This window comes from Aeromonas mytilicola subsp. aquatica (assembly GCF_044336385.1).
Lineage (GTDB): Bacteria > Pseudomonadota > Gammaproteobacteria > Enterobacterales > Aeromonadaceae > Aeromonas > Aeromonas rivipollensis.
This window is the reverse complement of the sequence record NZ_CP172298.1, coordinates 3,925,026-3,946,442: the sequence shown is the minus strand read 5'-3', so window position 1 is coordinate 3,946,442 and position 21,417 is coordinate 3,925,026. Positions and strand designations below refer to the sequence as shown.

General features: G+C 63.8%; 17 protein-coding genes and 1 riboswitch. Of the genes, 11 read left to right on the top strand and 6 right to left on the bottom strand.

Annotation, left to right across the window (positions count from 1 at the left end; all coding sequences use genetic code 11):
* Positions 1 to 22: 22 nt before the first annotated feature.
* Positions 23 to 1,090: a sulfate/molybdate ABC transporter ATP-binding protein gene (locus ACFWHB_RS18005; protein WP_171272623.1), complete on the top strand. Its 1,068-nt coding sequence runs from the start codon at positions 23 to 25 to the stop codon at positions 1,088 to 1,090.
* A gap of 117 nt (positions 1,091 to 1,207) precedes the next feature.
* Complete coding sequence (gene cbl / locus ACFWHB_RS18000) at positions 1,208 to 2,155, top strand: HTH-type transcriptional regulator Cbl (protein WP_025325756.1); 948 nt, start codon at positions 1,208 to 1,210, stop codon at positions 2,153 to 2,155.
* Positions 2,156 to 2,221: 66 nt separating this feature from the next.
* Here the strand turns inward: cbl and gbpA are convergent, their stop codons facing one another.
* Positions 2,222 to 3,640 carry an N-acetylglucosamine-binding protein GbpA gene (gbpA, locus tag ACFWHB_RS17995; protein ID WP_395948988.1) on the bottom strand — a complete coding sequence of 473 codons (1,419 nt, stop codon included), beginning with the start codon at positions 3,638 to 3,640 and terminating at the stop codon, positions 2,222 to 2,224.
* 65 nt (positions 3,641 to 3,705) lie between these two features.
* Positions 3,706 to 3,791, bottom strand: a riboswitch (cyclic di-GMP riboswitch).
* Between the two features lie 263 nt (positions 3,792 to 4,054).
* On the bottom strand, positions 4,055 to 5,740 hold the full coding sequence (locus ACFWHB_RS17990) for a methyl-accepting chemotaxis protein (protein ID WP_395948987.1): 1,686 nt from the start codon (positions 5,738 to 5,740) through the stop codon (positions 4,055 to 4,057).
* A 293-nt stretch (positions 5,741 to 6,033) separates the two neighbouring features.
* Here ACFWHB_RS17990 and ACFWHB_RS17985 point away from each other — a divergent pair, with 293 nt between their 5' ends.
* The 7 genes from ACFWHB_RS17985 (at position 6,034) to ACFWHB_RS17955 (ending at position 12,836) form a co-directional block, all read left to right on the top strand.
* The gene (locus ACFWHB_RS17985) at positions 6,034 to 7,884 is read left to right on the top strand and encodes a M3 family metallopeptidase (protein ID WP_395948986.1); all 1,851 of its coding nucleotides are present in this window, start codon (positions 6,034 to 6,036) and stop codon (positions 7,882 to 7,884) included.
* A 336-nt stretch (positions 7,885 to 8,220) separates the two neighbouring features.
* On the top strand, positions 8,221 to 8,697 hold the full coding sequence (locus ACFWHB_RS17980) for a L,D-transpeptidase family protein (protein ID WP_106884950.1): 477 nt from the start codon (positions 8,221 to 8,223) through the stop codon (positions 8,695 to 8,697).
* A gap of 120 nt (positions 8,698 to 8,817) precedes the next feature.
* Positions 8,818 to 9,531, top strand: a complete 714-nt coding sequence (locus tag ACFWHB_RS17975) for an AzlC family ABC transporter permease (RefSeq protein WP_290072074.1) — start codon at positions 8,818 to 8,820, stop codon at positions 9,529 to 9,531.
* A 2-nt stretch (positions 9,532 to 9,533) separates the two neighbouring features.
* Entirely contained in the window at positions 9,534 to 9,875 is a 342-nt protein-coding gene (locus ACFWHB_RS17970) for an AzlD domain-containing protein (protein ID WP_395950219.1), read from the top strand.
* Between the two features lie 115 nt (positions 9,876 to 9,990).
* Positions 9,991 to 11,517: a YjjI family glycine radical enzyme gene (locus tag ACFWHB_RS17965; protein ID WP_395948985.1), complete on the top strand. Its 1,527-nt coding sequence runs from the start codon at positions 9,991 to 9,993 to the stop codon at positions 11,515 to 11,517.
* The gene (locus tag ACFWHB_RS17960) at positions 11,507 to 12,394 is read left to right on the top strand and encodes a YjjW family glycine radical enzyme activase (RefSeq protein ID WP_395948984.1); all 888 of its coding nucleotides are present in this window, start codon (positions 11,507 to 11,509) and stop codon (positions 12,392 to 12,394) included. Before ACFWHB_RS17965 ends, ACFWHB_RS17960 begins: the two co-directional genes overlap by 11 nt.
* 118 nt (positions 12,395 to 12,512) lie before the next feature.
* Positions 12,513 to 12,836: a DUF1820 family protein gene (locus tag ACFWHB_RS17955; RefSeq protein ID WP_395948983.1), complete on the top strand. Its 324-nt coding sequence runs from the start codon at positions 12,513 to 12,515 to the stop codon at positions 12,834 to 12,836.
* A gap of 15 nt (positions 12,837 to 12,851) precedes the next feature.
* Here the strand turns inward: ACFWHB_RS17955 and ACFWHB_RS17950 are convergent, their stop codons facing one another.
* The 3 genes from ACFWHB_RS17950 to ACFWHB_RS17940 form a co-directional block, all read right to left on the bottom strand.
* A complete protein-coding gene (locus tag ACFWHB_RS17950; RefSeq protein ID WP_395948982.1) occupies positions 12,852 to 13,778 on the bottom strand; it encodes a LysR family transcriptional regulator in 927 nt (308 codons plus the stop codon).
* Between the two features lie 113 nt (positions 13,779 to 13,891).
* Positions 13,892 to 15,088 (bottom strand): amino acid aminotransferase, encoded by a 1,197-nt coding sequence (locus tag ACFWHB_RS17945; protein ID WP_395948981.1) that lies wholly within the window; start codon positions 15,086 to 15,088, stop codon positions 13,892 to 13,894.
* Positions 15,089 to 15,235: 147 nt separating this feature from the next.
* Positions 15,236 to 15,511 (bottom strand): metal/formaldehyde-sensitive transcriptional repressor, encoded by a 276-nt coding sequence (locus ACFWHB_RS17940; RefSeq protein WP_106884936.1) that lies wholly within the window; start codon positions 15,509 to 15,511, stop codon positions 15,236 to 15,238.
* Between the two features lie 69 nt (positions 15,512 to 15,580).
* Between ACFWHB_RS17940 and dmeF the strand changes: the two genes are divergently transcribed.
* Positions 15,581 to 16,543 (top strand): CDF family Co(II)/Ni(II) efflux transporter DmeF, encoded by a 963-nt coding sequence (gene dmeF / locus ACFWHB_RS17935; RefSeq protein WP_395948980.1) that lies wholly within the window; start codon positions 15,581 to 15,583, stop codon positions 16,541 to 16,543.
* Between the two features lie 27 nt (positions 16,544 to 16,570).
* Here the strand turns inward: dmeF and ACFWHB_RS17930 are convergent, their stop codons facing one another.
* Positions 16,571 to 16,984 (bottom strand): hypothetical protein, encoded by a 414-nt coding sequence (locus tag ACFWHB_RS17930; RefSeq protein ID WP_168236440.1) that lies wholly within the window; start codon positions 16,982 to 16,984, stop codon positions 16,571 to 16,573.
* Between the two features lie 266 nt (positions 16,985 to 17,250).
* Here ACFWHB_RS17930 and pulA point away from each other — a divergent pair, with 266 nt between their 5' ends.
* The gene (gene pulA, locus ACFWHB_RS17925) at positions 17,251 to 21,318 is read left to right on the top strand and encodes a pullulanase-type alpha-1,6-glucosidase (RefSeq protein WP_395948979.1); all 4,068 of its coding nucleotides are present in this window, start codon (positions 17,251 to 17,253) and stop codon (positions 21,316 to 21,318) included.
* Positions 21,319 to 21,417: the final 99 nt, after the last annotated feature.

The following is a 21,417-nucleotide window of genomic DNA, read 5'->3' as shown; positions in this document are numbered from 1 at the left end:
TTAACGGTTTAGAGAGGCAGCCATGAGCATTCAGGTTCAACGACTCAACAAGCATTTCAATCAGTACGCGGCCCTGGCCGACATCAACCTCGATTTTCACGACGGTGAACTGGTGGCGCTGCTCGGCCCCTCCGGCTGCGGCAAGACCACACTGCTGCGGATCATCGCCGGGCTGGAGCAGGCCGACAGCGGCAACGTCATCATCCGCGGCGAGGATGCCTCGGATCTCCACGTGCGCGAGCGCAACGTCGGCTTCGTGTTCCAGCACTATGCCCTGTTCAGGCACATGACGGTGTTCGAGAACGTGGCGTTTGGCTTGCGGGTCAAGCCGCGTTCCGATCGGCCGAATGAAGCCAGCATCCGCGCCCGGGTCAAGGAGCTGCTGGATCTGGTCCAGCTCAGCCACGTGGCCGGACGCTATCCGACCCAGCTCTCCGGCGGCCAGCGCCAGCGGGTCGCCCTGGCGCGCGCCCTGGCGGTGCAGCCCAAGGTGCTGCTGCTGGACGAGCCCTTCGGCGCACTCGACGCACAGGTGCGCAAGGAGCTGCGCCGCTGGCTGCGGGAGCTGCACGACGAGCTGCACGTCACCAGCCTGTTCGTGACCCACGATCAGGAGGAGGCGCTGGAAGTGGCGGATCGGGTGGTGCTGATGAACGCAGGGCGGGTCGAGCAGATCGGCACCCCGGCCGAGGTCTATGACCAGCCCGCCACCGCCTTTGTGCACAGCTTCCTTGGCAGCGTGAACCTGTTCCGCGGCCGGGTGGCCGGGCAGGGGCTCGGCATAGGTGAGCAGCAGCTGGGGGGGCCCATCAGCTCCCAGCTGGCACAGGGCAGTGCTGCCATTGCCTATGTGCGCCCCCACGAGCTGGAGATACTGCCGGCGGATGCACCGGGAGGCATCAGCGCCACCATCACCCGCTTGTTGCCCATGGGGCCGCGGATCCGGGTGGAGTTGCGCGGGGATGGCGAGACCAGGGGCGCTCACTACGAGGCCGAGCTGAGCAAGGAGGCCGCCCGTGCCTTCGCCCCCGGCCAGGGGGTGCGCCTGGTGGCCCGGCATGCGCAGCTCTATCCCGACTACCAGATTTGAAGGCGAGCCCCCAAGGCGAGACCCCTTTTCAGGCTTGCAGCCGGACTCTGATCCGGTCTCCCAATAACAAGAGGACGGTGGCAGCATCCACCACCACTCAACGCAGGAGGCGATGAGGTGAATTTTCAGCAATTACGCATTATCCGGGAAGCGGCGCGGCGGGATTACAACCTGACCGAGGTGGCCAATGCCCTCTTTACCTCCCAGTCCGGGGTCAGCCGCCATATCCGCGAGCTGGAGGAGGAGCTTGGGCTCGCGCTCTTCATCCGTTACGGCAAGCGGCTGCTCGGCATGACGGAGCCGGGCAAGGAGCTGCTGGTGATCGCCGAGCGTATCCTGGGGGACGCCGACAATATCCGCAAATTGGCCAGCACCTTTGCCAACCGGGATTCCGGGCGGCTGCTGGTAGCGACCACTCACACCCAGGCGCGCTATGCCCTGCCCCGGGTGGTGAAGGCGTTTCGCGAGCAGTTCCCGCTGGTGCAGCTGGAACTGCGCCAGGGCAGCCCGGAAGAGATAGTTCGGCTGGTGCAGACCGGCGAGGTGGATATCGGCATCAGCAGCGAGCAGCTCGACAAGAGCGAAGGCGTGGTCGCGTTTCCCTACTACCGCTGGCACCACAACATAGTGGTGCCGGAGCAGCACCCGCTCACCGCCGAGCGGGAACTCACCCTGGCTGCGCTGGCCCACTGGCCCATAGTCACCTATCAGGCGGGCCTGACGGGCCGGGTGCGGGTGGATGAGGCCTTCGCCGAGGCGGGGATACATCCGCAGATCCTGCTGACCGCCCAGGATTCCGACGTCATCAAGACCTATGTCGAGCTGGAGATGGGGGTGGGGATACTGGCGGACATGGCGTTCGATCCCCAGCGGGACAAGGGGCTGGTGCAGCTCGACGGCAGCCGGCTGTTTGCGCCGCACACCGCCTGGATAGGTCTCAAGCAGGGTCAGTTCCAGCACAACTTCACCTGGCAGTTCATCCAGCTCTGCAACCCCGAGCTGGCGCTGGCGGAGATCCAGGCCAGGGCCATGAGCAACGAGCCCCTGCTTGACTACCAGATCTGAGCCGAGCGGCGCATGAGAAACGGGGAGCCATGGGCTCCCCGTTTTATTGATGTCACTGCTACAGCGTTATTGTGCGATCCAGGCTTCCTGCCAGTGGGAGCCTATGCCCGGCTCATACTGGGTGGCCGTGCTGGACCACTGGCTGCACCAACCGCTGTAGGGGAAGGGCTTGCACTGATAGATCTTGCCATTCTTCGGCTGCAATACCCTGGTGCCGGCCGTATAGGACTTGAGCCCTTCCGGGAAGCTGAACTGGTAGTCGCCACCGGCCGGATCCTTGAACATCAGATCCAGGGTCTGCTGCACCACTTCCCCCCCCGCCTTGGGTTTGCCCTCTATCACCAGCTGGTGGTGGCCCGCACTCAGACCCGTGGCCTCCATGGTGAAGCTCTGGCTGCCGTCCTTGATGTCGGCCCCGCTCTGGCCCTTGGCGACACCGCCATGGTCATACAGGGTATTGGTGACGGCGAGATCCCCTTGCGCCGTGACGGTGAAGCCCAGGGTGACCTTGCCGTTGTCGAGCTGGTAGTCGCTCGCCAGGCCGCTCACGTTGATGCTGTTGCCCACCGGCGGTTGCTGCTGCTCGAGCTGGATCTCGACCCGTTGCAGGTTGCTGCCGGCTTTCAGGTAGATGGGGTTCTGGCCGTAGACGGGGTTGAACTGGCCATCGGCCCCCTGCTGGCCGGCGCGGATCTGGGTCTGCTCGGCATTGATCTTGCCTGCCAGGGCGTGGGCCCAGTTGTTCTTCTGGCCCTGCTCGGCGCTGGCTATGGTCAGCACCGTCTGCAGGTCGGCACGCTCGCCGCTGGCATCGAACACCCGGGTCTTGGCCTTGTCACCTGCCGCAAGATCGATGGAGGGGTAGATGGTCCCACCCTGGCTCCAGGTCAGCGGGGGCTGGGTGCCACCGTCGAAGCGGGCGTCGATCAGGTTGTAGAAGCTGTTGGCGGTATCACCCACCTCCCAGACCCCGAGGATGACCTGGTAACCGGTGCGTGCCGGCAGGGTGCACTGATGGGTGACCTGCTTGGGGGGCTGCACCATGTTGCCGTCGATCACGCAGAACGGGTTGAGATCGAAGGCGTCACGGGTCAGGGGCTGGTTCGGGTTCCAATCCTGCTTGGTGAGGTAGTAGCGCCAGTTGCGGGTCACGTGGTTGGCGGTGAAGGTCCAGCTGATGGCGAAGGGACCGGCCTGCACATTGCGCTTGGTCCAGCGATCGCTGGTCTGGGCATTGAGCTCACCGAATTGCGGATGCCCGGCCGAGGCGATCTGGCCGTCGGCGGGGCCGCCATCGGGGAAGCCGGACGGCGCCTCCAGGCTCTGGGGCTCCCATTGAATGGCGCCACACTGGCTGTTGCCGCCGGTCTTGCACAGATAGTTGCGCCCTTCCGGCTGGCTGATGTAACCGTGGGCGAGCACGCCGCCGCTGGCCAGCAGCGCCAGCGCCGCGGCCACATGATTGAGTTGGATTTTTGCTGCCATACATTCCTCTGTTCGGTGATGTGGGCAGTCAAGTTGGCAGGGGAGTTCCCCGTGACACACCTGGGTGTGGCAACCCCGCTATCCTGGACGACATGTCTTTAGACCGGAGGCTTTGCGTCCTGGCCTTTCAACCAGTTTGCCAAATGACTACATAAAAAGGTCAGGGTGCCGCCCTTGAGGACGGCGCAACCATGATGGCTTCTTTTGATTAAATTATTAAGTGTAAAACTTAACAGCTTGACCTCATCGGAGTAGAGCAATCACTTAACACTCTGTTTTTAAAATTATATTTAATTCATCAAGTTGGGTTTTGCTTCGCCCGCTCTGTCAAAAGATGCAAAATCGCGACATTTTTCATCAATGAAAAAATCCCCTGTCGGCTAGGCCGGCAGGGGATGGGACTGTGTCAGACGGTCAGTGGTGCGGGTACTGGTCTGTGCGGCGGGAGGACGAGGGGCGCGGGGCCTGCCCGGTCGCCAGATCCCGGGGGAGGGCATTGCCGAGCCTGAACACTGCCAGCCGTTCGTCCAGGCTGCGCGAAAGTCCGGCCAGCAGCTCGCTCTCCTGGGCCAGCTGGGAGGCGGCCTGGGACATCTCCAGGGCCGAGTCATTGATGCCGCTGACGTTGCGGTTCATCTCCTCGGCCACCATGCTCTGCTGTTCCGCCGCCGTGGCTATCTGGGTCGCCATGTCGCTCACGTGCTGGATGTGATTGACGATGAGGGAGAGATCCTGCCCCGCCTTCTCGGACTGGCCGACGCTGCTCTCCGCCAGCTTGCGGCTGGCATCCATGGCGCTGGCAGCGGTCACCGCCCGCTGCTGCAACTGGGTAATGGTACTCTGGATCTCCTCGGTGGAGTGGCGGGTACGGCTCGCCAGCTGGCGCACCTCGTCGGCCACCACGGCGAAGCCGCGGCCCTGCTCGCCGGCCCGGGCCGCCTCTATGGCGGCGTTGAGAGCCAGCAGGTTGGTCTGATCCGAGATAGCGCTGATGACGGCGGTCACCTCCCCTATCTGCATCACTCCCTCCTTGAGCCGATTGACCTGATGGGTGGCCTGCTCCACCTCGGTGGCGAGCGCCTGGATGCCGTGCACGCTGGCGTGGACGTCCTGGTTGCCGAGCCCGGCCTCGCTGGTGGCGTCCTGGGTGTCGCGGGCCGTGTTCTCGGCGTGACCCGCCACATCCGAGATGGTGGCGCTCATCTCGTTCATGGCGGTGGCGAGCTGGGCCAGTTGATCCCGCTGACTGTTGACCGCCTGGTTGGTCTGCTCGGCGGAGGCGGCGATGCGCAGGGCGGCATCCGCCACGTTGCGGGCCCCCTGGCTCGCCTCCAGCAGGGCGCGGCGAATGGCGTCCAGCCCCTGATTGGTACAGCGGGCGACGGCCCCCAGCTCATCCTTGCCATGCACGGGTATGCTGACTACCAGATCCCCGGCCGCCACCTGGGCCATGGCCCTGTTGATCTCCGCCAGCGGGTTGACGATGGAGCGGCTGATGGCCACCCCCAGCCACCCCATCAGCAGGATCACCAGCAGGGTGGCGCCCCCCATCAGCTGGTACTGGGACCAGATGGTGGCCTCTATGTCCTGCAGCAAGAGGCCGGAGCCCAGGATCCAGCCCCAGGGCTGGTAGCCGGCCACTAGCGACATCTTCTGGGCCGCCTCGCCGGAGGGGGAGATCCACTGGTATTCCAGCCGACCCTGATGGCCGCCCTTGCCGAGATCCACCATGCGCTGCCAGTGGGATTCGGCGGGCGTCCCGCCCATCTGCTGGCCGATCAGCTCTGGCTTGGCGGGATGCACCACCACGTGACGGTTTTCATCCAGCACGAACAGGTAGTTGTCCCCATCGAAGCGCATGCCGTCGAGCATGGCCTTGGCTTGCGCCTGGGCCTCTGGGGCGGGCAGGGTGGCGGCCAGGGTCTGGATCCGGCTCATGGCGAGATCCAGCACCGCCTGCAATCGGGCTTCCCGCTCACTCATCAGGTTGCGATGCAGGGCACTGGCGGAGATGAGCAGCAGTGCGATGAAGCCGACCAGCGCCACCGAGAGCAGCAGCATCAGTTTGCGACTCACGGCGATATCACCGAGCTTGAACATAGTCTTTTCCTTCTTTCCCGTACGGATCTGGTGAGGGCCAGTCAGCTGGCTGGCCTTGATTGTTTTGCGTTTAACATTTATTTAACTTTCAAAGGGTTGTGATGGCTGGTTGTCAATTGAGTGTGTTGGCAACCAGTATAGCCAGCAGACAGAAACCCTCGCTTTTGGTAGCGTGGTCTGGCGCATCCCGGCGCACCATTTGTCGGCTCTATTTGCAAGAAGTGTGAATGAGTTGGCATTTCACCAAAAAGGAGTGGGCGCCTTCGCGGCCGCCCCATAAAAAGAGGGAATTTATGAGTTCCATTGCCAGGAATTACTTGAACCAGCTCAATGCCGACTACCTGCGGGTACACAGGCGCAAGGAGGATCTCTTCTGGTCCACCTACATGGGCACCAGCGACGATCAGGCCGGCTTCACCGCCGCCGAGCAGGCCTACAAGGCGTTTTGTGCCGATCCGGCCAGGCTGCCCGCATTGCGGGAGGTGCTGGCCCAGGCCGAGGGGGCGGATCTGAAGCGGGGTCTGGCGGGCTGGGCTGCCTTCTTCGAGTGCAACGTCATCGAAGATCCGGCCGCCGCCGCCCTGATGGACGAGCTGGTGGCCGCCGAGGCGGATCTCTTCGCCCGCCGCAAGGGGCTCAAGCTGACTTTGCTGGACGAGCAGGGCCAGCAAGTGGCCGGCAGCCTGCCCGCCGCCAGCACTGCGCTTGCCGCCAGTAGCGACGAGGCGGTGCGCCAGAGTGCGCTCGCCATGTTCCACCGCCTGGAGCAGTGGGTGGTCGGCAACGGCTTTCTCGAGGTGGTGGCCCTGCGCAACCGCTTCGCCCGGGCCATGGGCTATAACGACTACTTCGACTACAAGGTGCACAAGAACGAGCAGATGAGCCCGGAGCAGCTGTTCGCCGTGCTCGACGACTTTATTGCCCGCACCGAGCAGCGGGTGCACCAGAGCCTGGCGGAGCTGAAAGCCGCCAAGGGGGAGGCGGCCCTGCTGCCCCACAACCTGCGCTACAGCGTGAGCGGCGACGTGACTCGTCAGCTCGACCCCTATGTGCCCTTCTCCCGGGCGCTGAAGGATTGGGTCCAGAGCTTCCGCCGCCTCGGCATCCGGTATCGCGGTGCCACCCTGACCCTGGATCTGCTGACCCGGGAGGGAAAATACGAGAACGGCTTCTGCCATGGCCCTGTGCCGAGCTTCTGGCAGGAGGGGGAATGGGTGCCCGCCGTGGTCAACTTCACCAGTCTGGCCGATCCGGCCCAGGTGGGCAGCGGCTGGAGCGGCCTCAACACCCTGTTCCACGAAGGCGGCCATGCGGCGCACTTTGCCAACGTGACCGGCAACGCCCCCTGCTTCTCCCAGGAGTTTCCGCCCACCTCCATGGCCTATGCCGAGACCCAGTCGATGTTCTGCGACAGCCTGCTGGACGATGCCGACTGGCTCAAACGCTACGCCAGGAGCTCGGCGGGGGAGGCGATCCCCGATTCGCTCATCAGGGCCATGATAGAGGCGCGCCAGCCGTTTCGCGCCTTCAACGAGCGCCAGATAGCGCTGGTGGCCTATTTCGAGCGGGATCTCTATGCCATGGCAGACGCCGAGCGTACCCCAGAGGCTGTGCTGGCACTGGCCCGCCAGTGGGAGCGCACCATCCTCGGGGTGGAGAGCCCGCGTCCGCTGCTGGCCATCCCGCACCTGCTCAATCAGGAGTCGGCCTGCGCCTACCATGGCTATCTGCTGGCGCTGATGGCGGTGGAGCAGACCCGCGCCTACTTCCTTGCGCGCGACGGCTACCTCACCGACAACCCGCGCATAGGGCCGGATCTGGCGGCTCACTACTGGGGGCCGGGCAACGGCATGACCCATGACGAGACGCTGCGCAGCCTCACTGGCGAAGGCTTCAGTGCCGCTCCCCTGGCCGAGGCGTGCAACCAGAGCGTGGCGCAGGCGTGGGCAACGGCCGAAGCCTGCATGACGGCGGCGAGCCAACGCCCGTCGGCAGGAGAGGGGACGCCGCTCGACGCCCAGATCCGGGTGATGCACGGCGCCGAGCTGATTGCCGACAACAGCGAGTCGGAGGCCAGCATGCTGGCCGACTTCGAGGCCTGGATCCGCCAGCATTATCAGCGCGAGCCCGCCACCGCCCGGTGAGGCGCTCCTCGACCAGCAAGCCCTGCCCATCGGCAGGGCTTGCTCATGTCAGCGGTAAGCAAGCCTGCCGAGGCGGGACGGGATCTTTGCCGCGGTGTGAGCCGGTGCGCAAGATGCGCCTGTTTTTTGCGCCATCTATCTGTTTTGGCTATTTATTATGGTGATGCGCAGAGGCTTTGGCTGAGCGCTGGGGAGGCGGGTCACAGATATGTTTCTCGGGATATATTGAGTATTCACGGCGATCCCATATCATGGCGCTCGCTCGCCGCCAGAGAGTGGCGACATTCAGATGATTAGCTAAATACAAAGCCCTGAAGGCTTGTCGAGGGATGGAAATTGAGAGCCGTATTGTTGTGTTTGCTGGGGCTGTGGCCCGCGTTGAGTTTTGCCACCCTGTCCGCCGACATGGTGGTGGTCAAGAAGTCGAGTTATAGCCTGACCCTGATGAAGGATGGCAAGCCGGTCAAGCGCTACTGGGTCGCCCTGGGTCCTGCACCCAAGGGGCACAAGCAGCAGGAAGGGGATCAGCGTACCCCGGAAGGGCGTTACACCCTCGACTACAAGAAGAGCAATTCCGGCTTCTACAAGGCTATCCACATCAACTACCCGAATCTGGACGACATCAAGCGTGCCAATGAGCTGGGAGTGCGCCCGGGCGGCATGATCATGATCCATGGTCAGCTCAACCGCATGGGGGATCGCAGGGTACAGCCGTCCAACTGGACCAATGGCTGCATCGCCGTGCTCAACCACGAGATGGACGAGATCTGGAACGCCATCGAGCCTGGCACTCCCATCGTCATCGAGCCCTGATCCTCGCCGTTCACGCCCGCTGCCCAGCGGGCGTTTTATTTCCTCCCTGGATGGCGTGACAGCCCCTCCCGCACCGTGCTAGTTTTTCCGGCTCGCGTTGGAAGTCACAAGGATGATCCCATGATGTCAGGAACCCGCATCGCCGCGCCCGAGCGCACGGGTGCGCTCTGGTGGCGCGCCACCCTGGATATTCTCCCCCTCTCCATTTCCGTCATCCCCTGGGGGATTTTGTGCGGCGCCCTGGCGCTGCAGGCGGGCTTGAGCCCGGTGCAGGCCCAGCTGATGTCGCTGCTGGTCTATGCCGGCGCCGCCCAGCTCTCGGCCACCACCTTGTTCGGGGCGGGCACCCCCTTGCTGCCCATCATGGGCTCCACCATGGTGATCACCTCCCAGCACCTGCTCTATGGCTTCACCTTCCGCCGGGACGTGCTGCCGCTCTCCCTGCGCTGGCGTGCCAGCCTCGCCTTCTTCCTGACCGACGAGATGTTCGCGGTGGCACTCAAGGAGAGGGAGCGAAGCGGCGTCTTCAACCCCGCCTATGCCCTGATCGCGGGCTTCGTGTTCTACCTGTTCTGGAACCTGGCGACCCTGCTCGGCATCGCCGCCGGCCAGTACATAGAGGGGCTGGACAAGATGGGGCTGGACTTTGCCATCGCCGCCACCTTCATCGCCATGACGATCCCCGCCATGAAGAACCTGCCCATGGTGGCGGCGACTGTGGTGAGCGGCGGCACAGCACTGCTCACCAAGCCGCTGCTGGCGGAGATCCACATCATCATCTCGGCCCTGGCCGGCATGGTGGTGGGTTATGTATTGCACCGGATGAGGAGATGACCATGGGCTGGCTGATGATTGGCCTGCTGGCCCTGATCACCTTCTTCAACCGCTTTGCCTTCTTCTCGCGGCTGACCCGCTATCAGCCCGGTGCCGAGATGGGGGCCTTCCTCAGCTTCTCGGCCCAGTCGGTGTTGACCGCCATCTGGATGCCCATCGTCTTCAGCTATGAGCCGGGCAAGGGGCTGGACTGGGATCCCGACTACCTGGCTGCCACCCTGCTGGTGACCGCCCTGACCCTGCTGCGGCTGCCGACCCTGGTGGTAGTGGTGGTCGGCATGGGGGGCTTCTTCCTGCTGCGCTGGCAGGGGGGACTGGCGGCGCTGCTGTCCGGGTTGGGTTGAGCCGTGATCCCGCCTAACGGATGTCTCTATCAGACATCCGTTATGTTATGAATGTCACTTCAAAAAAGGCCTCTGGAGTGTAAGGATTTAGGAATCATCCGCCAAGGAGTTTCCCATGTCCCTCACCGCCAGCTGCCAGCGCATAGTGCGCGATCCTCTGCTCTCCCCGGCTCAGAAGAGCCATGCCCTGGCGCTCGCCGCCGAGAATGCGCTGCCCTATCCCGCGCTGCCTGCCGAGGTGGCCGAGGCGATGGCGCAAGGGGTGCTCTGCGACATGTTCGAGGGACATGCCCCCTACAAGCCGCGCTACGTGCTGCCGGACTATGAGAAGTTCCTGAGTCAGGGCTCCCCCTGGTTGGAGCTGGCGCCACCACGGGATTTTGACGAGGCCCTGGATGCCCTGCGCATCCTCTATCACCATGTGCCCTCGGTCACCGGCATGCCGGTCTGGCTGGGGCGCCTCGATCACCTGCTGCTGCCCTTCGTCGGGGAGCTGGATGACGAGGCCCTCCATCGCAAGCTGAAAGGGTTCTGGATCTACCTGGACAGGGTGCTGCCGGATGCCTTCATGCACGTCAACATAGGCCCGGATGACAACAGGATCTGCCGCCTGATCCTGCGTATCGACGGCGAACTCAAGCAGGTGGCGCCGAACCTCAGCCTGTTTCACGATCCCGCCTCGACCCCGGACAGCCTGTTGATGCAGGGGGTGCAGAACATAGCCCTGTGCGGCAAGCCCCACATAGTCAACTACCCGATCCACAGGGAGACCTTCGATGAGCGGGGCTTTGGCATCGTCAGCTGCTACAACGCACTGCCCCTGGGGGGCGGCGCCAACACCCTGGTGCGCCTCTCCCTCAAGGGGATGGCCGAGCAGAGCGCCGACCTTGAGGAGTTCATGACGCGCTGGCTCCCCCACTATTGCGAGCAGGCCTCCCGCCTCATCGAGGCAAGGGCCGCCTTCCTGCACGAAGAGTCAGGCTTCTTCGCCAGCTTCCTGGTGGAGGAGGGGTTGATCGAGGAGGGGCGTTTTGTGCCCATGTTCGGCATCCATGGCATGGCGGAGGCGGTGAACCTGCTGATGGATAAAGAGGGGCTGGCCGGGCGCTATGGTCACGACGAGGAGGCGAACCAGCTCGGCTATCGTATCTCGGCCCGGCTCTCGGCCTGGGTGACTGCCTGGCCCCAGCCCCACGCCTGGGGCGGGCGTGCCCTGTTGCACTCCCAGGGCGGGCTCAGCCTGGACAAGGGAGTCACCCCAGGGGTGCGCATCCCTTATGGGGAGGAGCCGGATCCCGCCAGCCACCTGCTGGCCCTGGCCCCGCACCACGGCTACTACCACTCCGGGATCAGCGAGATCCTGACCCTGGATCCCACCATACGCCAGAACCCGCAGGCGCTGCTGCAGCTCTGCAAGGGTGCCTTCGCCCTCGGCATGCGCGAATTCAGTGCCAACGTGGCGGACAGCGATCTGGTGCGGGTGACCGGCTACATGATCCGCAAGAGCGATGTGGCTCGCTTCGCCGCCGAAGGGTCGCGGTTGCAGACCACCTGTCTCGGTGCCGAGGCGAGCGAGCTGACCGGCATTCGCCAGCGGGCGCCGCGGGTGCTGGGCCTTGAGGCTAGCCTGTGTGACTACTGAGGATGACAAGGGAGGGCGCACCGCGACTGTCAGCCGCTGGTTGCCCTTCTCCTGCGTGGACGGGCCGGGCAATCGGCTGGTGCTCTTCCTGCAAGGGTGCAACTTTCGCTGCCCGGGCTGCCACAACCCCCACACCATAGGGCTGTGCGATCACTGTGGCGACTGCGTGCCCGGCTGTCCGAGCGGCGCCTTGACTCTCATTGATGGCAGGGTGTGTTGGCAGGCGGCGCTCTGCACCCACTGCGACCGCTGCCTGGATGCCTGTCCCCGCAGCGCCAGCCCCAAGACCCACCAGATGTCGGTGGCCGAGGTGCTGGTCCTGCTGCGCCGCTACGGCCCGCTGCTGACTGGCATTACAGTCTCCGGCGGCGAGGCCACCACCCAGCTCCCCTTCGTGGTGGCGCTCTTTGCTGCTATCAAGGCCGCGCCGGATCTTGCCCATCTCACCTGCTTGCTCGACAGCAACGGCTCCCTTGGCGAAACGGGCTGGCAGCGGCTGCTGCCGGTGCTGGACGGCGCCATGATAGATCTCAAGGGGTGGCGCGAGTCGGTGCATCACTCGCTCACCGGTCAGGGCCGGGAGCGGGTGCTGGCCTCGCTGCAACTGCTCGCGCTGGCGGGCAAGCTGGCGGAGCTGCGGCTGCTCCAGGTGCCGGGGCGCAGCGACTTTCTGGATGCCGGAGGGGAGCTGGACGCCGGGCTCGCCACCTTCTTGCAGACCCAGGGGCCTGTACCCATTCGTCTCAACGGCTTTCGCCATCACGGGGTGCGCGGGGAGGCGATGGGCTGGCAGGAGGCCGCCATGGAGGAGCTTGATAGGTTGTCCAACGCATTGAAGGTGAAAGGATTTGGCCCAATCGCCCTGCCGCAGCTGTGACGGGCCCGACATGTTCTGCCTCCTGAGACTCGATATGACGCAACTGTGATGTCTGTCTATTTGGTGCGCGGAAAGTGGCGGCTAGAATGGGAAAACCGCCCATCATCAACAGATACCCATGAGTGAAGCCAACGCCTTATATCGAGTGCAGTTTATTTGTCACAACGAGCGTTACGAGGTCTATGTCAAGGACGTGAATCAGGGCCAGCTGTTTGGCTTCATCGAGATCGCGAACTTCGTATGGGACAACCACACGGCGCTCATCGTCGATCCCAGCCACGAGAAGCTCAAGAGTGAGTTTGCCGACGTCAACCGCACCCTGATCCCCATGCACCAGGTGCTGCGCATCGATCAGGTGCGCAAGCAGGGGGCGGCCCGCATCACTGAGCTGGGCAACAACGTCGCCTCCTTCCCGAGCCCCATCTACACCAAGAAGCCCTGAGCCCCCCGGGCACTCTCAGGCACCCAGCTCCCGGGCAAGCATCAGGATCCGCTGGCGGAACCAGTGCAGGGCGGGATCTTCCCCCAGGGGGCCGTACCACACCAGGCTGTGGGTCACGGCGCCATAGTCGAACGGGACGGGCCGCCTCACCAGCCCGGACGGCTCGGCCTGCCCGGCCCAGCCCTCGATGGCGGTGAGGATGAGATCGCTCTGACGCAGCAGGGCGGTGGCACTGCCAAAGTCCGGCAGGGTGGCACCAATCTGGCGCCTTACCTGGCGCTGGGCCAGGCTCTGCTCGAAGAAGGGGTCGGCCAGCTCGCTGTCGCGAATGAGGATATGGCGCCAGCTTAAGTAAGCATCCAGATCCCAGGGCTGATCCTGCGCCGGATGATCCGCGCGCAGCAGGCAGACCAGCTTGTCTTCCCGCAGCGTCTCCCATACCAGGCCAGGCTGGCTGGGCAGGGGCTGACTCTGATCGTGGGGCAGGATCACGAAGTCGAGCTTGCCCGCCGCCAGCGCCGCCAGTCCCTGCTGATCCTTGTTCCAGATGACGGGCACCAGCCCGGGTACTTCCTGCATCAACGTCCCCAGCACGGGCCCCATGGGCCAGATCATGCTGCTCTCGCGCATCGCCAGATTCAGCTCCCCCTGCCAGCTGGCGGGGTTGAAGCCCTCCGGACTGGTGAGGCCGTTCAGCTCGCTCAGCAGCCGGCGCAGGCTGGGGCCGAGCCGCTCGGCAAAGGGAGTGAGCAGCAGCTGGTTGCCTTGGCGGTAGAGCAGTTGATCCCCCAGCAGATCCCGCAGCTGGTTGAGGGTCTTGCTGACGGTGGAAGGGGTGGTGCAGAGGCGCTCGGCGCTGCGGGTGACGCTTTGGGTATCCAGCAGCAGGTGCAGGGTGACCAGATGACGACCGCCCAGGCGGGAGAGCGCGATGAGATCCATAAAACCTCCCGGGATGAAGCCCGTGCGGGCGAGGATGAGGGGAGCGTCTGGCAGCCGGTATTGCCCCTCCAGACGGAACAAACAAAAAGCCCCGCCTGAGCGGGGCATGGGGATTAACCCTTGAGCACGGCGGCCATGGCGTCCGCCACGTAGTCGACGTTGCGGCTGTTGAGGCCCGCCACGCACATGCGGCCTGAGCGCACCAGGTAGACGGCGAACTCTTCACGCAGGCGGTCCACCTGCTCCGGCGTGAAGCCGGTGTAGCTGAACATGCCGCGCTGGCTGATGAAGTAGCTGAAATCGCGGCCCGGCACCTTGGTGCTAAGCACCTCGAACAGCTTCTGGCGCATGGCCTTGATGCGGGTGCGCATCTCGGTCACCTCGCCGACCCAGAGGGCATGCAGCTCGGGCTGGCTCATCACCGCCGCGGCTACCTGGCCACCATGGGTGGGGGGGCTGGAGTAGTTGCGACGCACGGTGGCCTTCATCTGGCCCAGTACCCGGCTCGCCTCTTCAGCATCCTGGCAGATGACCGACAGGCCGCCGCAGCGCTCGCCGTAGAAGGAGAGGTTCTTGGAGAAGGAGTTGCTGACGAAGAAGCTGACCCCGGCGGCCACCATGGCGCGGATGGCGTAGGCATCCTCTTCCAGCCCGTCACCGAAGCCCTGATAGGCGATGTCCATAAAGGGGATCAGGTTCTTCTCGACCACCAGCGCGATCACCTGGTCCCACTGGGCGCGGGAGAGATCCACCCCGGTCGGGTTGTGACAGCAGGGGTGCAGCAGCACTATGCTCTTGGCCGGCAGGGTGCTCAGGCAGTCGATCATGGCGTCGAATTGCACGCCGCCGGTGGCCGCGTCGTAGTAGGGGTAGTCGTGCACCTTGATGCCGGCTCCCTCGAACATGGCCTTGTGGTTGTCCCAGGTCGGATTGCTGACCCACACCTCTGAGGTCGGGAAGTAGCGCTTGAGCAGATCGGCGCCGATCTTCAGGGCGCCGGAGCCGCCTATGGTCTGGATGGTGGCGATGCGACCGGCCTTGACCGCCTCGTGATCGGCGCCAAACAGCAGGTGCTGCACCGCGGTGCGGTAGTTGGCGGCCCCTTCCATCGGCTGATAGGGGCGCGGCGCCGGCGCGGCGGCGCGCTGGGCTTCGGCTTGCTGCACCGAGGGCAGCAGCGGAATGCGGCCCTGCTCGTCGTAATAGAGGCCGATCCCCAGGTTCACCTTCTGCTCGCGGGTGTCTTTGTGGAAGGTCTCGACGAGCGTGAGTATGGGGTCGCCAGCATAGGCATCGACGTGTTCAAACATGGGGGGTCCTTGCGAAGTGGAATCCAGATGACAGAGATAAACGATCGGCGGTCATCATGGCGTAAAGCGGGCGAGGGCTCAAGTCTGAAACGGCTCCGCCCAGCCTGCTCGACGACAGTATCCTATGGCAAGCAGGCAGGGGAGCCCTTACTTCAGGTAGGAGCGCAGTACCCTCACCACCTGATCCAGATCCTCCAGCCGCTCGGCCGGGGTCGCCTCCGGCGCCCCCAGATGCTCGCGCATATGGCCTTCCAGCACCTCCAGCATCAGGCCGTTGACGGCGCCTCGGATGGCGGCTATCTGCTGCAAGATGGCGGCGCAGTCGGTCTCCTGCTCCAGGGCGCTCTCCAGCGCACCTGTCTGTCCCTTGATGCGCCTGACCCTGGCCAGCAGCTTCTTCTTGTCGTGAACCGTGTGTGACATGGGATCCTCTCGCACAATAAAACTATACTGGGGTATAGTATATTGCATTGTCGCTCTCAGGAGAAATTCATGTCATCCCTCGCTTCATCCCACTGCCAGCAACCCGTCGTTCATGAAGGGAATCCGCTGGCGGAACAGAAAACCCGCTGGGCCGTGCTGCTCACCCTCGTCATGATGGTGGCGGAAATCGGTGGCGGCTGGTTCTACAACTCAATGGCGCTGCTGGCGGATGGCTGGCACATGAGCTCCCATGCCCTGGCGCTTGGCCTCTCCGTCGTGGCCTATCGCGCCGCCCGCCACTTCGCCCGGGATCACAGATTCAGCTTCGGTACCTGGAAGATAGAGGTGCTGGGAGGTTTCAGCAGCGCCCTGCTGCTGGTGGGGGTGGCGGGTCTGATGCTGTTCGAATCGGTGGCCCGGCTGCTGGATCCCAGCCCTATCCACTATCAGCAGGCCATCGGCATCGCCCTGCTCGGCCTGCTGGTGAACCTGGCCTGCGCCTGGCTGCTCAGGGACGATCAGGGCCATCACCACGGCCACGCTCATCATCACGATCATCACGATCATCACCAGGGTCACGACCATGATGCTCACCCCCACGACCACGGCCATCAGGATCTGAACCTGCGCGCCGCCTATCTTCACGTGCTGGCGGATGCGGCCACCTCTGTGCTGGCCATCATCGCCCTGGTGGGGGGCATGCTGTGGGGGGCCGACTGGCTGGATCCCCTGATGGGCATAGTGGGGGCCGTGCTGGTGGCGGTCTGGGCCCGGGGGTTGCTGCGGGACACTGGGCGGGTGCTGCTGGATGCGGAGATGGACGCTCCCCTGGTGGCGGAGATCCGCGAGGTGATAGCCGAGCTGCCTGACGCCGAGATCCGCGATCTGCACGTCTGGCGGGTGGGACAGGTGCAGTATGCGGCCGTGCTCTCCCTGCGGATGGCGGTCCCAGTCCCGGCACAGGCGATCCGCGAACGGCTCGCCATCCACGAGGAGCTGGTGCACCTGACCATAGAGATAGCGCAGGGATGAGGCCAGCCGGGGCCCCGGCACCTGGCCTCAGTGTGGCGGGCGCTCGTTTTCCCCCTTGGCCTGATCCTGCCAGAGCGAGCCCAGCATCAGCTTGAGCAGCAACCCAGGGGGATCATCCAGCAGTCGACCCGGCTCCAGCAGCAGGTGGCCGTCGGCGCGAAAGCCCAGGCTGGCGTGGGTCTTTCCCTCGTCATCCAGGATCTGGATGATGCCGATCAGGGTTCCCCGCTCACCGGGCTGACAGCGCAGCCGCAGCTCGCGGGGCTCACCCAGCAGGGTGAAGGCCCGGCAGAGGGGCGGTGTCTCTTCGTAATCGGGCCAGCTGAAGAAGTGATACTGCTCGGCGAGCCCCCCGGCCTGCTGGCAAAATTGGTGGAACAGCTGGGCAATCCCCTGATACTCCTGATCCAGCCGTTTTGCCTGCTCCTCGATCCGTTTCATAGGCCATGACTCCTTGCTATCCATTTGAACGGAAATTGATTTTTCCGCCATGAACCCCTCTCTCTGCTGGTATGGGCCCAAAGCCGGGGCGGGTCTGTGAGCGCGATCCAATTTTCGTTATGAAAACGTTATCTTGTTGAAACGGATTGGTTTTTTTTGCCTTGCTGCTCACATTTACAACAATCTCCGCTGATTAATATGGCATCGCTCGGCTACGACCGGGTACCTCGAGTATCGAGACCAACTACAGCGGGAATTATAAAAAAATGGATATGAAAAAGACCAAAGTGGCGCTGGTAACAGCCTCACTGCTCGCGCTTTTGTCAGGCTGTAACGACAACAGTTCTTCGACTCCTACCCCCACCCCTCAGGATGAGCCTGTCGCTCGTCTTCCCAACGTCCAGCCCCCGGCCGAGCTGCTGGTGGCCGGTCCCGATGAGGCCGTGATCGCCCTGGTGGATACCCAGAGCAGCGCGGCGCGCGGTATCACAGGGCCCTTCGCCAGCCACAGCCTGCACCTGTGGAACAACGATGCCTGCAGCGCCATCGATAAGACCAAGGTTCCCAGCTATGACGATTGGGACAGCAAGGCGAATGTTCCAGCCGATGCGGACAGCTTCGGCCCGGCCTGGGTGGTGCCGCTGGCCAAGATGGAGGGCTGCATCAACTTCATCGCGCGCAACGGCGATCTGGCCAACCTGACCGGCGCCAACATGGAGGTCATCTTCAGCGATCACCCGGATCGCACAGTGGCCATAGTCGCGGGCAAGAACGAGATCTTCGGCAGCCGTGCCGAGGCCTTCACCGCCGCCTTCGGCGTGGCGGGGGCCAGTGCCCACCTCATCGACGGTAACACCCTCATCTGGCAAGGGGGCAAGGACAAGCCCTATGTGCGCCTCTACCACACCGAATCAGGCACCATCACCGCCAATGCCGAAGGGGTATTCGACTTCCCCTATATCAAGCTGACCCCGACCAGCCTCTCGGCCTCGCAGCAGGCCAAGTACCCGCACCTCAAGGATGCCGCCGCCTTTGCCCTGCCATCGGGCGCGGATCTCAAGCCCCTGCTCAAGGGGGAACTGGTGGCCATAGGCACGGATGACGAGGGGGTGTTGCAGGGGGCTACCCTGGTGCAGAGCGCCGGTGCCCTCGATGCCCTCTATGCCGATGCCGCCACCAAGCTGGCCTATGGCGCCATAGTGGAAGGGGGCAACGTCACCTTCCGGCTCTGGGCACCGACCGCCAAGTCGGTCAAGCTGGCGCTCTTTGACGAGCAGCACAAGGCCCTCGGCGAGCGTGCCATGACACAAGACGAAGCCAGCGGCAGCTGGAGCCTGCAGGGCGGCAGCGACCTGGTGGGCAAGTACTATCGCTATGCCGTCGAGGTCTATCATCCGGTCAGCCGCAAGCTGGAATCCTACCAGGTGACAGACCCCTACTCCCTGAGCCTGGCCATGAACTCCGAGTTCAGTCAGGTGGTGGATCTCGACGATCCTGCCCTCAAACCCGAGGGCTGGGACAGCCTCAAGGCCCCCCACAGCCAGGCCAATCCCGCCGACATCACCATCTATGAGGCCCATGTCCGGGACTTGACCGGCAATGACGACTCCACTCCGGCCGAACACCGCGGCAAGTTCCTGGGGCTGACCGACAGCGACAGCGTCCCCGTCACCCACCTCAAGTCCCTGGCCAAGAGCGGCGTCAGCCACCTGCACCTGCTACCGGTGTTCGACATCGCCACCGTCAACGAGGATCCGGCCAAGGTGGCCAACATCGGCGATGACTTCAGCAAGCTGTGCGAGGTCAATGCCGAGGTCAAGAACTCCAGGTTTGCCAGCCACTGCGGCGGCGGTGAGACCATTGCGGCGGTGCTGGAAGATCTGCAAGCCAGCGACAGCAAGGAGAATCCTGTGGTGCAGGAGCTGTATGGCTATCTGCGCGGGGTGGACTCCTTCAACTGGGGTTATGACCCCTACCACTACACCACCCCGGAAGGTTCCTACGCCACCAATGCGGAGGGGACGGCCCGGATCAAGGAGTTCCGCGAGATGGTCATGGCCATCAAGCAGCACATCGGCATGAACGTGGTGATGGACGTGGTCTACAACCACACCAACGAAGCTGGCCTGGGGCCCAAATCCGTGCTCGACAAGATAGTGCCCTGGTACTACCAGCGCCTCAATCCCGAGACCGGCTCGGTCGAGAACTCCACCTGCTGCTCCAACACGGCGCCTGAACACGCCATGTTCGCCAAGCTGATGGACGACTCCCTGGTGACCTGGGCGCGGGATTACAAGATCGATGCCTTCCGCTTCGATCTCATGGGTCATCACCCGAAAGATCAGATGGTGCAGGCCCTGGCCGAGGTGAAGAAGGTCAATCCCGAGATGTACTTCTACGGCGAGGGCTGGAACTTCGGCGAAGTGCAGGATGACAAGCGCTTCGTGCAGGCGACCCAGAAACACCTGGCCGGCACCGGTATCGGCTCCTTCTCCGATCGGCTGCGGGATGCGGTGCGCGGCGGCAGCCCGTTCGACGGCGGCGAGGCCATTCGCAAGACCCAGGGCTTCGGCAACGGCGCCCTGGTGGATGCCAACGAGCTGGACGGCGTGGATCTCGCCACCGCCCTGCATCAGTCCGACCTGGTGCGTCTCGGCATGGCGGGCAACCTCAAGGAGTTCGTGCTGACCGACAAGGACGGCGTGCCGAAGAAGGGTGCCGACATCGACTACAACGGTCAACCCGCCGGTTATGCCCAGGATCCGACCGAAGTTCAGAACTACGTCGACAAGCATGACAACCAGACCCTGTTCGACAACCTGGTCTACAAGGCGCGGGGAGGGGCCGATCTGGTGCGGATGCAGGGGGTATCGCTGGCCACCGCCATGCTGGGTCAGGGCATTCCCTTCACTCACGCAGGGGTCGAGCTGCTGCGCTCCAAGTCCATGGAGCGGGACAGCTACGACTCCGGTGACTGGTACAACAGGGTCGATTACACCCTCGGCGACAACAACTTCGACAAGGGCTTGCCGCGCAAGGACAAGGACGAGGCCAACTACGCGCTGATCGAGCAGGTGCTCGGCCAGCACGCCACGCCGGGCTTGGCCGAGATGCAGCAGATGGTGAGCTTCTATCAGGAGCTGTCCGAGCTGCGTCAATCCTCCCGTCTGCTGCGTCTTGGCAGCGGGGCTGAGGTGATCAAGCGGGTCGATTTCCGCAACACCGGGCCGGATCAGGTGCCGGGCCTCATCGTGATGAGCGTGGACGACGGTGCGAGCGCGGGTGTGGATCTGGATCCCGCCATCGACGGCCTAGTGGTGATGATCAACGCCACCAATGCCCCCCAGAGCATCGGCGACTTCCGTGACGGCAACGATCAGCCCATCGATCTCTCCGGCATGGTGCTGAGTGGCAAGCATCGCGGGGTCGACAGCATCGCCAGTGGCGCCGGCTATGACAACGGCCAGCTGACCCTCGGAGCCTGGTCTGCCGCCGTCTTCGTCAAACCGCAGAGTGGTGCCCAGGGCGCGGGCCTGCCGGTGGGCAAGAAGACGGACCTGAGCACCCTGCCCCCCTTCGGTGACACAGCGCTCTTCATGAAGGGCTTCCTGGATACCAGCTTCGGGGAGAAGAACCCGCTGACCTTCACCAGCAACTTCATGTACGAGTTCAGCGCTGAAGTGACGGCGGATCAGCTTGGCAACACTGAGCTGAAGGTGGCCGACGCTGGCTGGAACATCAACTACGGCAGCTGCAACGCCGGTGACAAGCTGGTGGTGGGCACGCCGCTGACCCTGTGTGCCGGTGGTTCAACGGGCAACGTCGGGTTGGCGCTGGACAAGGCAGGCAGCTACAAGTTCGTCTTCACCGCCATGAACAAGGAGAAGCCGACCTTGAGCGTCAGCTACACAGAGCCGGTGCAGAGCTGCAAGGTGCTGGATACGGTGGCGGGCAACCCGCTGGGCTTCCCGCTCTATGTTCGCGGCAGCCTGAGCGACTGGAACGCACAACCGGCTTACCTGCTGAGCTACAAGGGGATGGAGGGCAACCTCGCCATCTATCAGGCCGCCTTCAACTACGGGGGCAGCTTTGACTTCAAGTTTGCCAACGATGACGGCAACTGGAGCAAGCAGTTCTTCGTCAAGGATGCCGGTGGCAAGTTGATCGCGCTGGAGCCCGAGCAGTCCTATCCGCTGCAGCACGGCGATGGTGGCATGGGCAACAACAGCATGACTCTGGCCCAGGGCCTGTGGAGCTTCCTAGTCAAGGTCGATCCGGCCAAGACCTCTGGCGAAGTGGGCACAGTGATAGTCCAGGAGTGCAGCGCCAAGTAAGCCTTCCCATCGAGCCCGGGACTGGCTCGGCAGCCCCGGGTTGAATTCCACCTCGCCAAGGGTGGGATAAGCCGAGAGAGTAAGCAAAGCGCGACTGCC

Bases quoted from the DNA above. Each gene is read 5' to 3' on its own strand.
- ACFWHB_RS17990 (WP_395948987.1), bottom strand. From the start codon at position 5,740: ATGTTCAAGCTCGGTGATATCGCCGTGAGTCGCAAACTGATGCTGCTG.
- ACFWHB_RS17970 (WP_395950219.1), top strand. From the start codon at position 9,534: ATGGGCTGGCTGATGATTGGCCTGCTGGCCCTGATCACCTTCTTCAAC.
- gbpA (WP_395948988.1), bottom strand. From the start codon at position 3,640: ATGGCAGCAAAAATCCAACTCAATCATGTGGCCGCGGCGCTGGCGCTG.
- ACFWHB_RS17950 (WP_395948982.1), bottom strand. From the start codon at position 13,778: ATGGATCTCATCGCGCTCTCCCGCCTGGGCGGTCGTCATCTGGTCACC.
- ACFWHB_RS17975 (WP_290072074.1), top strand. From the start codon at position 8,818: ATGATGTCAGGAACCCGCATCGCCGCGCCCGAGCGCACGGGTGCGCTC.
- pulA (WP_395948979.1), top strand. From the start codon at position 17,251: ATGGATATGAAAAAGACCAAAGTGGCGCTGGTAACAGCCTCACTGCTC.
- ACFWHB_RS17930 (WP_168236440.1), bottom strand. From the start codon at position 16,984: ATGAAACGGATCGAGGAGCAGGCAAAACGGCTGGATCAGGAGTATCAG.
- ACFWHB_RS18005 (WP_171272623.1), top strand. From the start codon at position 23: ATGAGCATTCAGGTTCAACGACTCAACAAGCATTTCAATCAGTACGCG.
- dmeF (WP_395948980.1), top strand. From the start codon at position 15,581: ATGTCATCCCTCGCTTCATCCCACTGCCAGCAACCCGTCGTTCATGAA.
- ACFWHB_RS17985 (WP_395948986.1), top strand. From the start codon at position 6,034: ATGAGTTCCATTGCCAGGAATTACTTGAACCAGCTCAATGCCGACTAC.
- ACFWHB_RS17965 (WP_395948985.1), top strand. From the start codon at position 9,991: ATGTCCCTCACCGCCAGCTGCCAGCGCATAGTGCGCGATCCTCTGCTC.
- ACFWHB_RS17955 (WP_395948983.1), top strand. From the start codon at position 12,513: ATGAGTGAAGCCAACGCCTTATATCGAGTGCAGTTTATTTGTCACAAC.
- ACFWHB_RS17945 (WP_395948981.1), bottom strand. From the start codon at position 15,088: ATGTTTGAACACGTCGATGCCTATGCTGGCGACCCCATACTCACGCTC.
- ACFWHB_RS17940 (WP_106884936.1), bottom strand. From the start codon at position 15,511: ATGTCACACACGGTTCACGACAAGAAGAAGCTGCTGGCCAGGGTCAGG.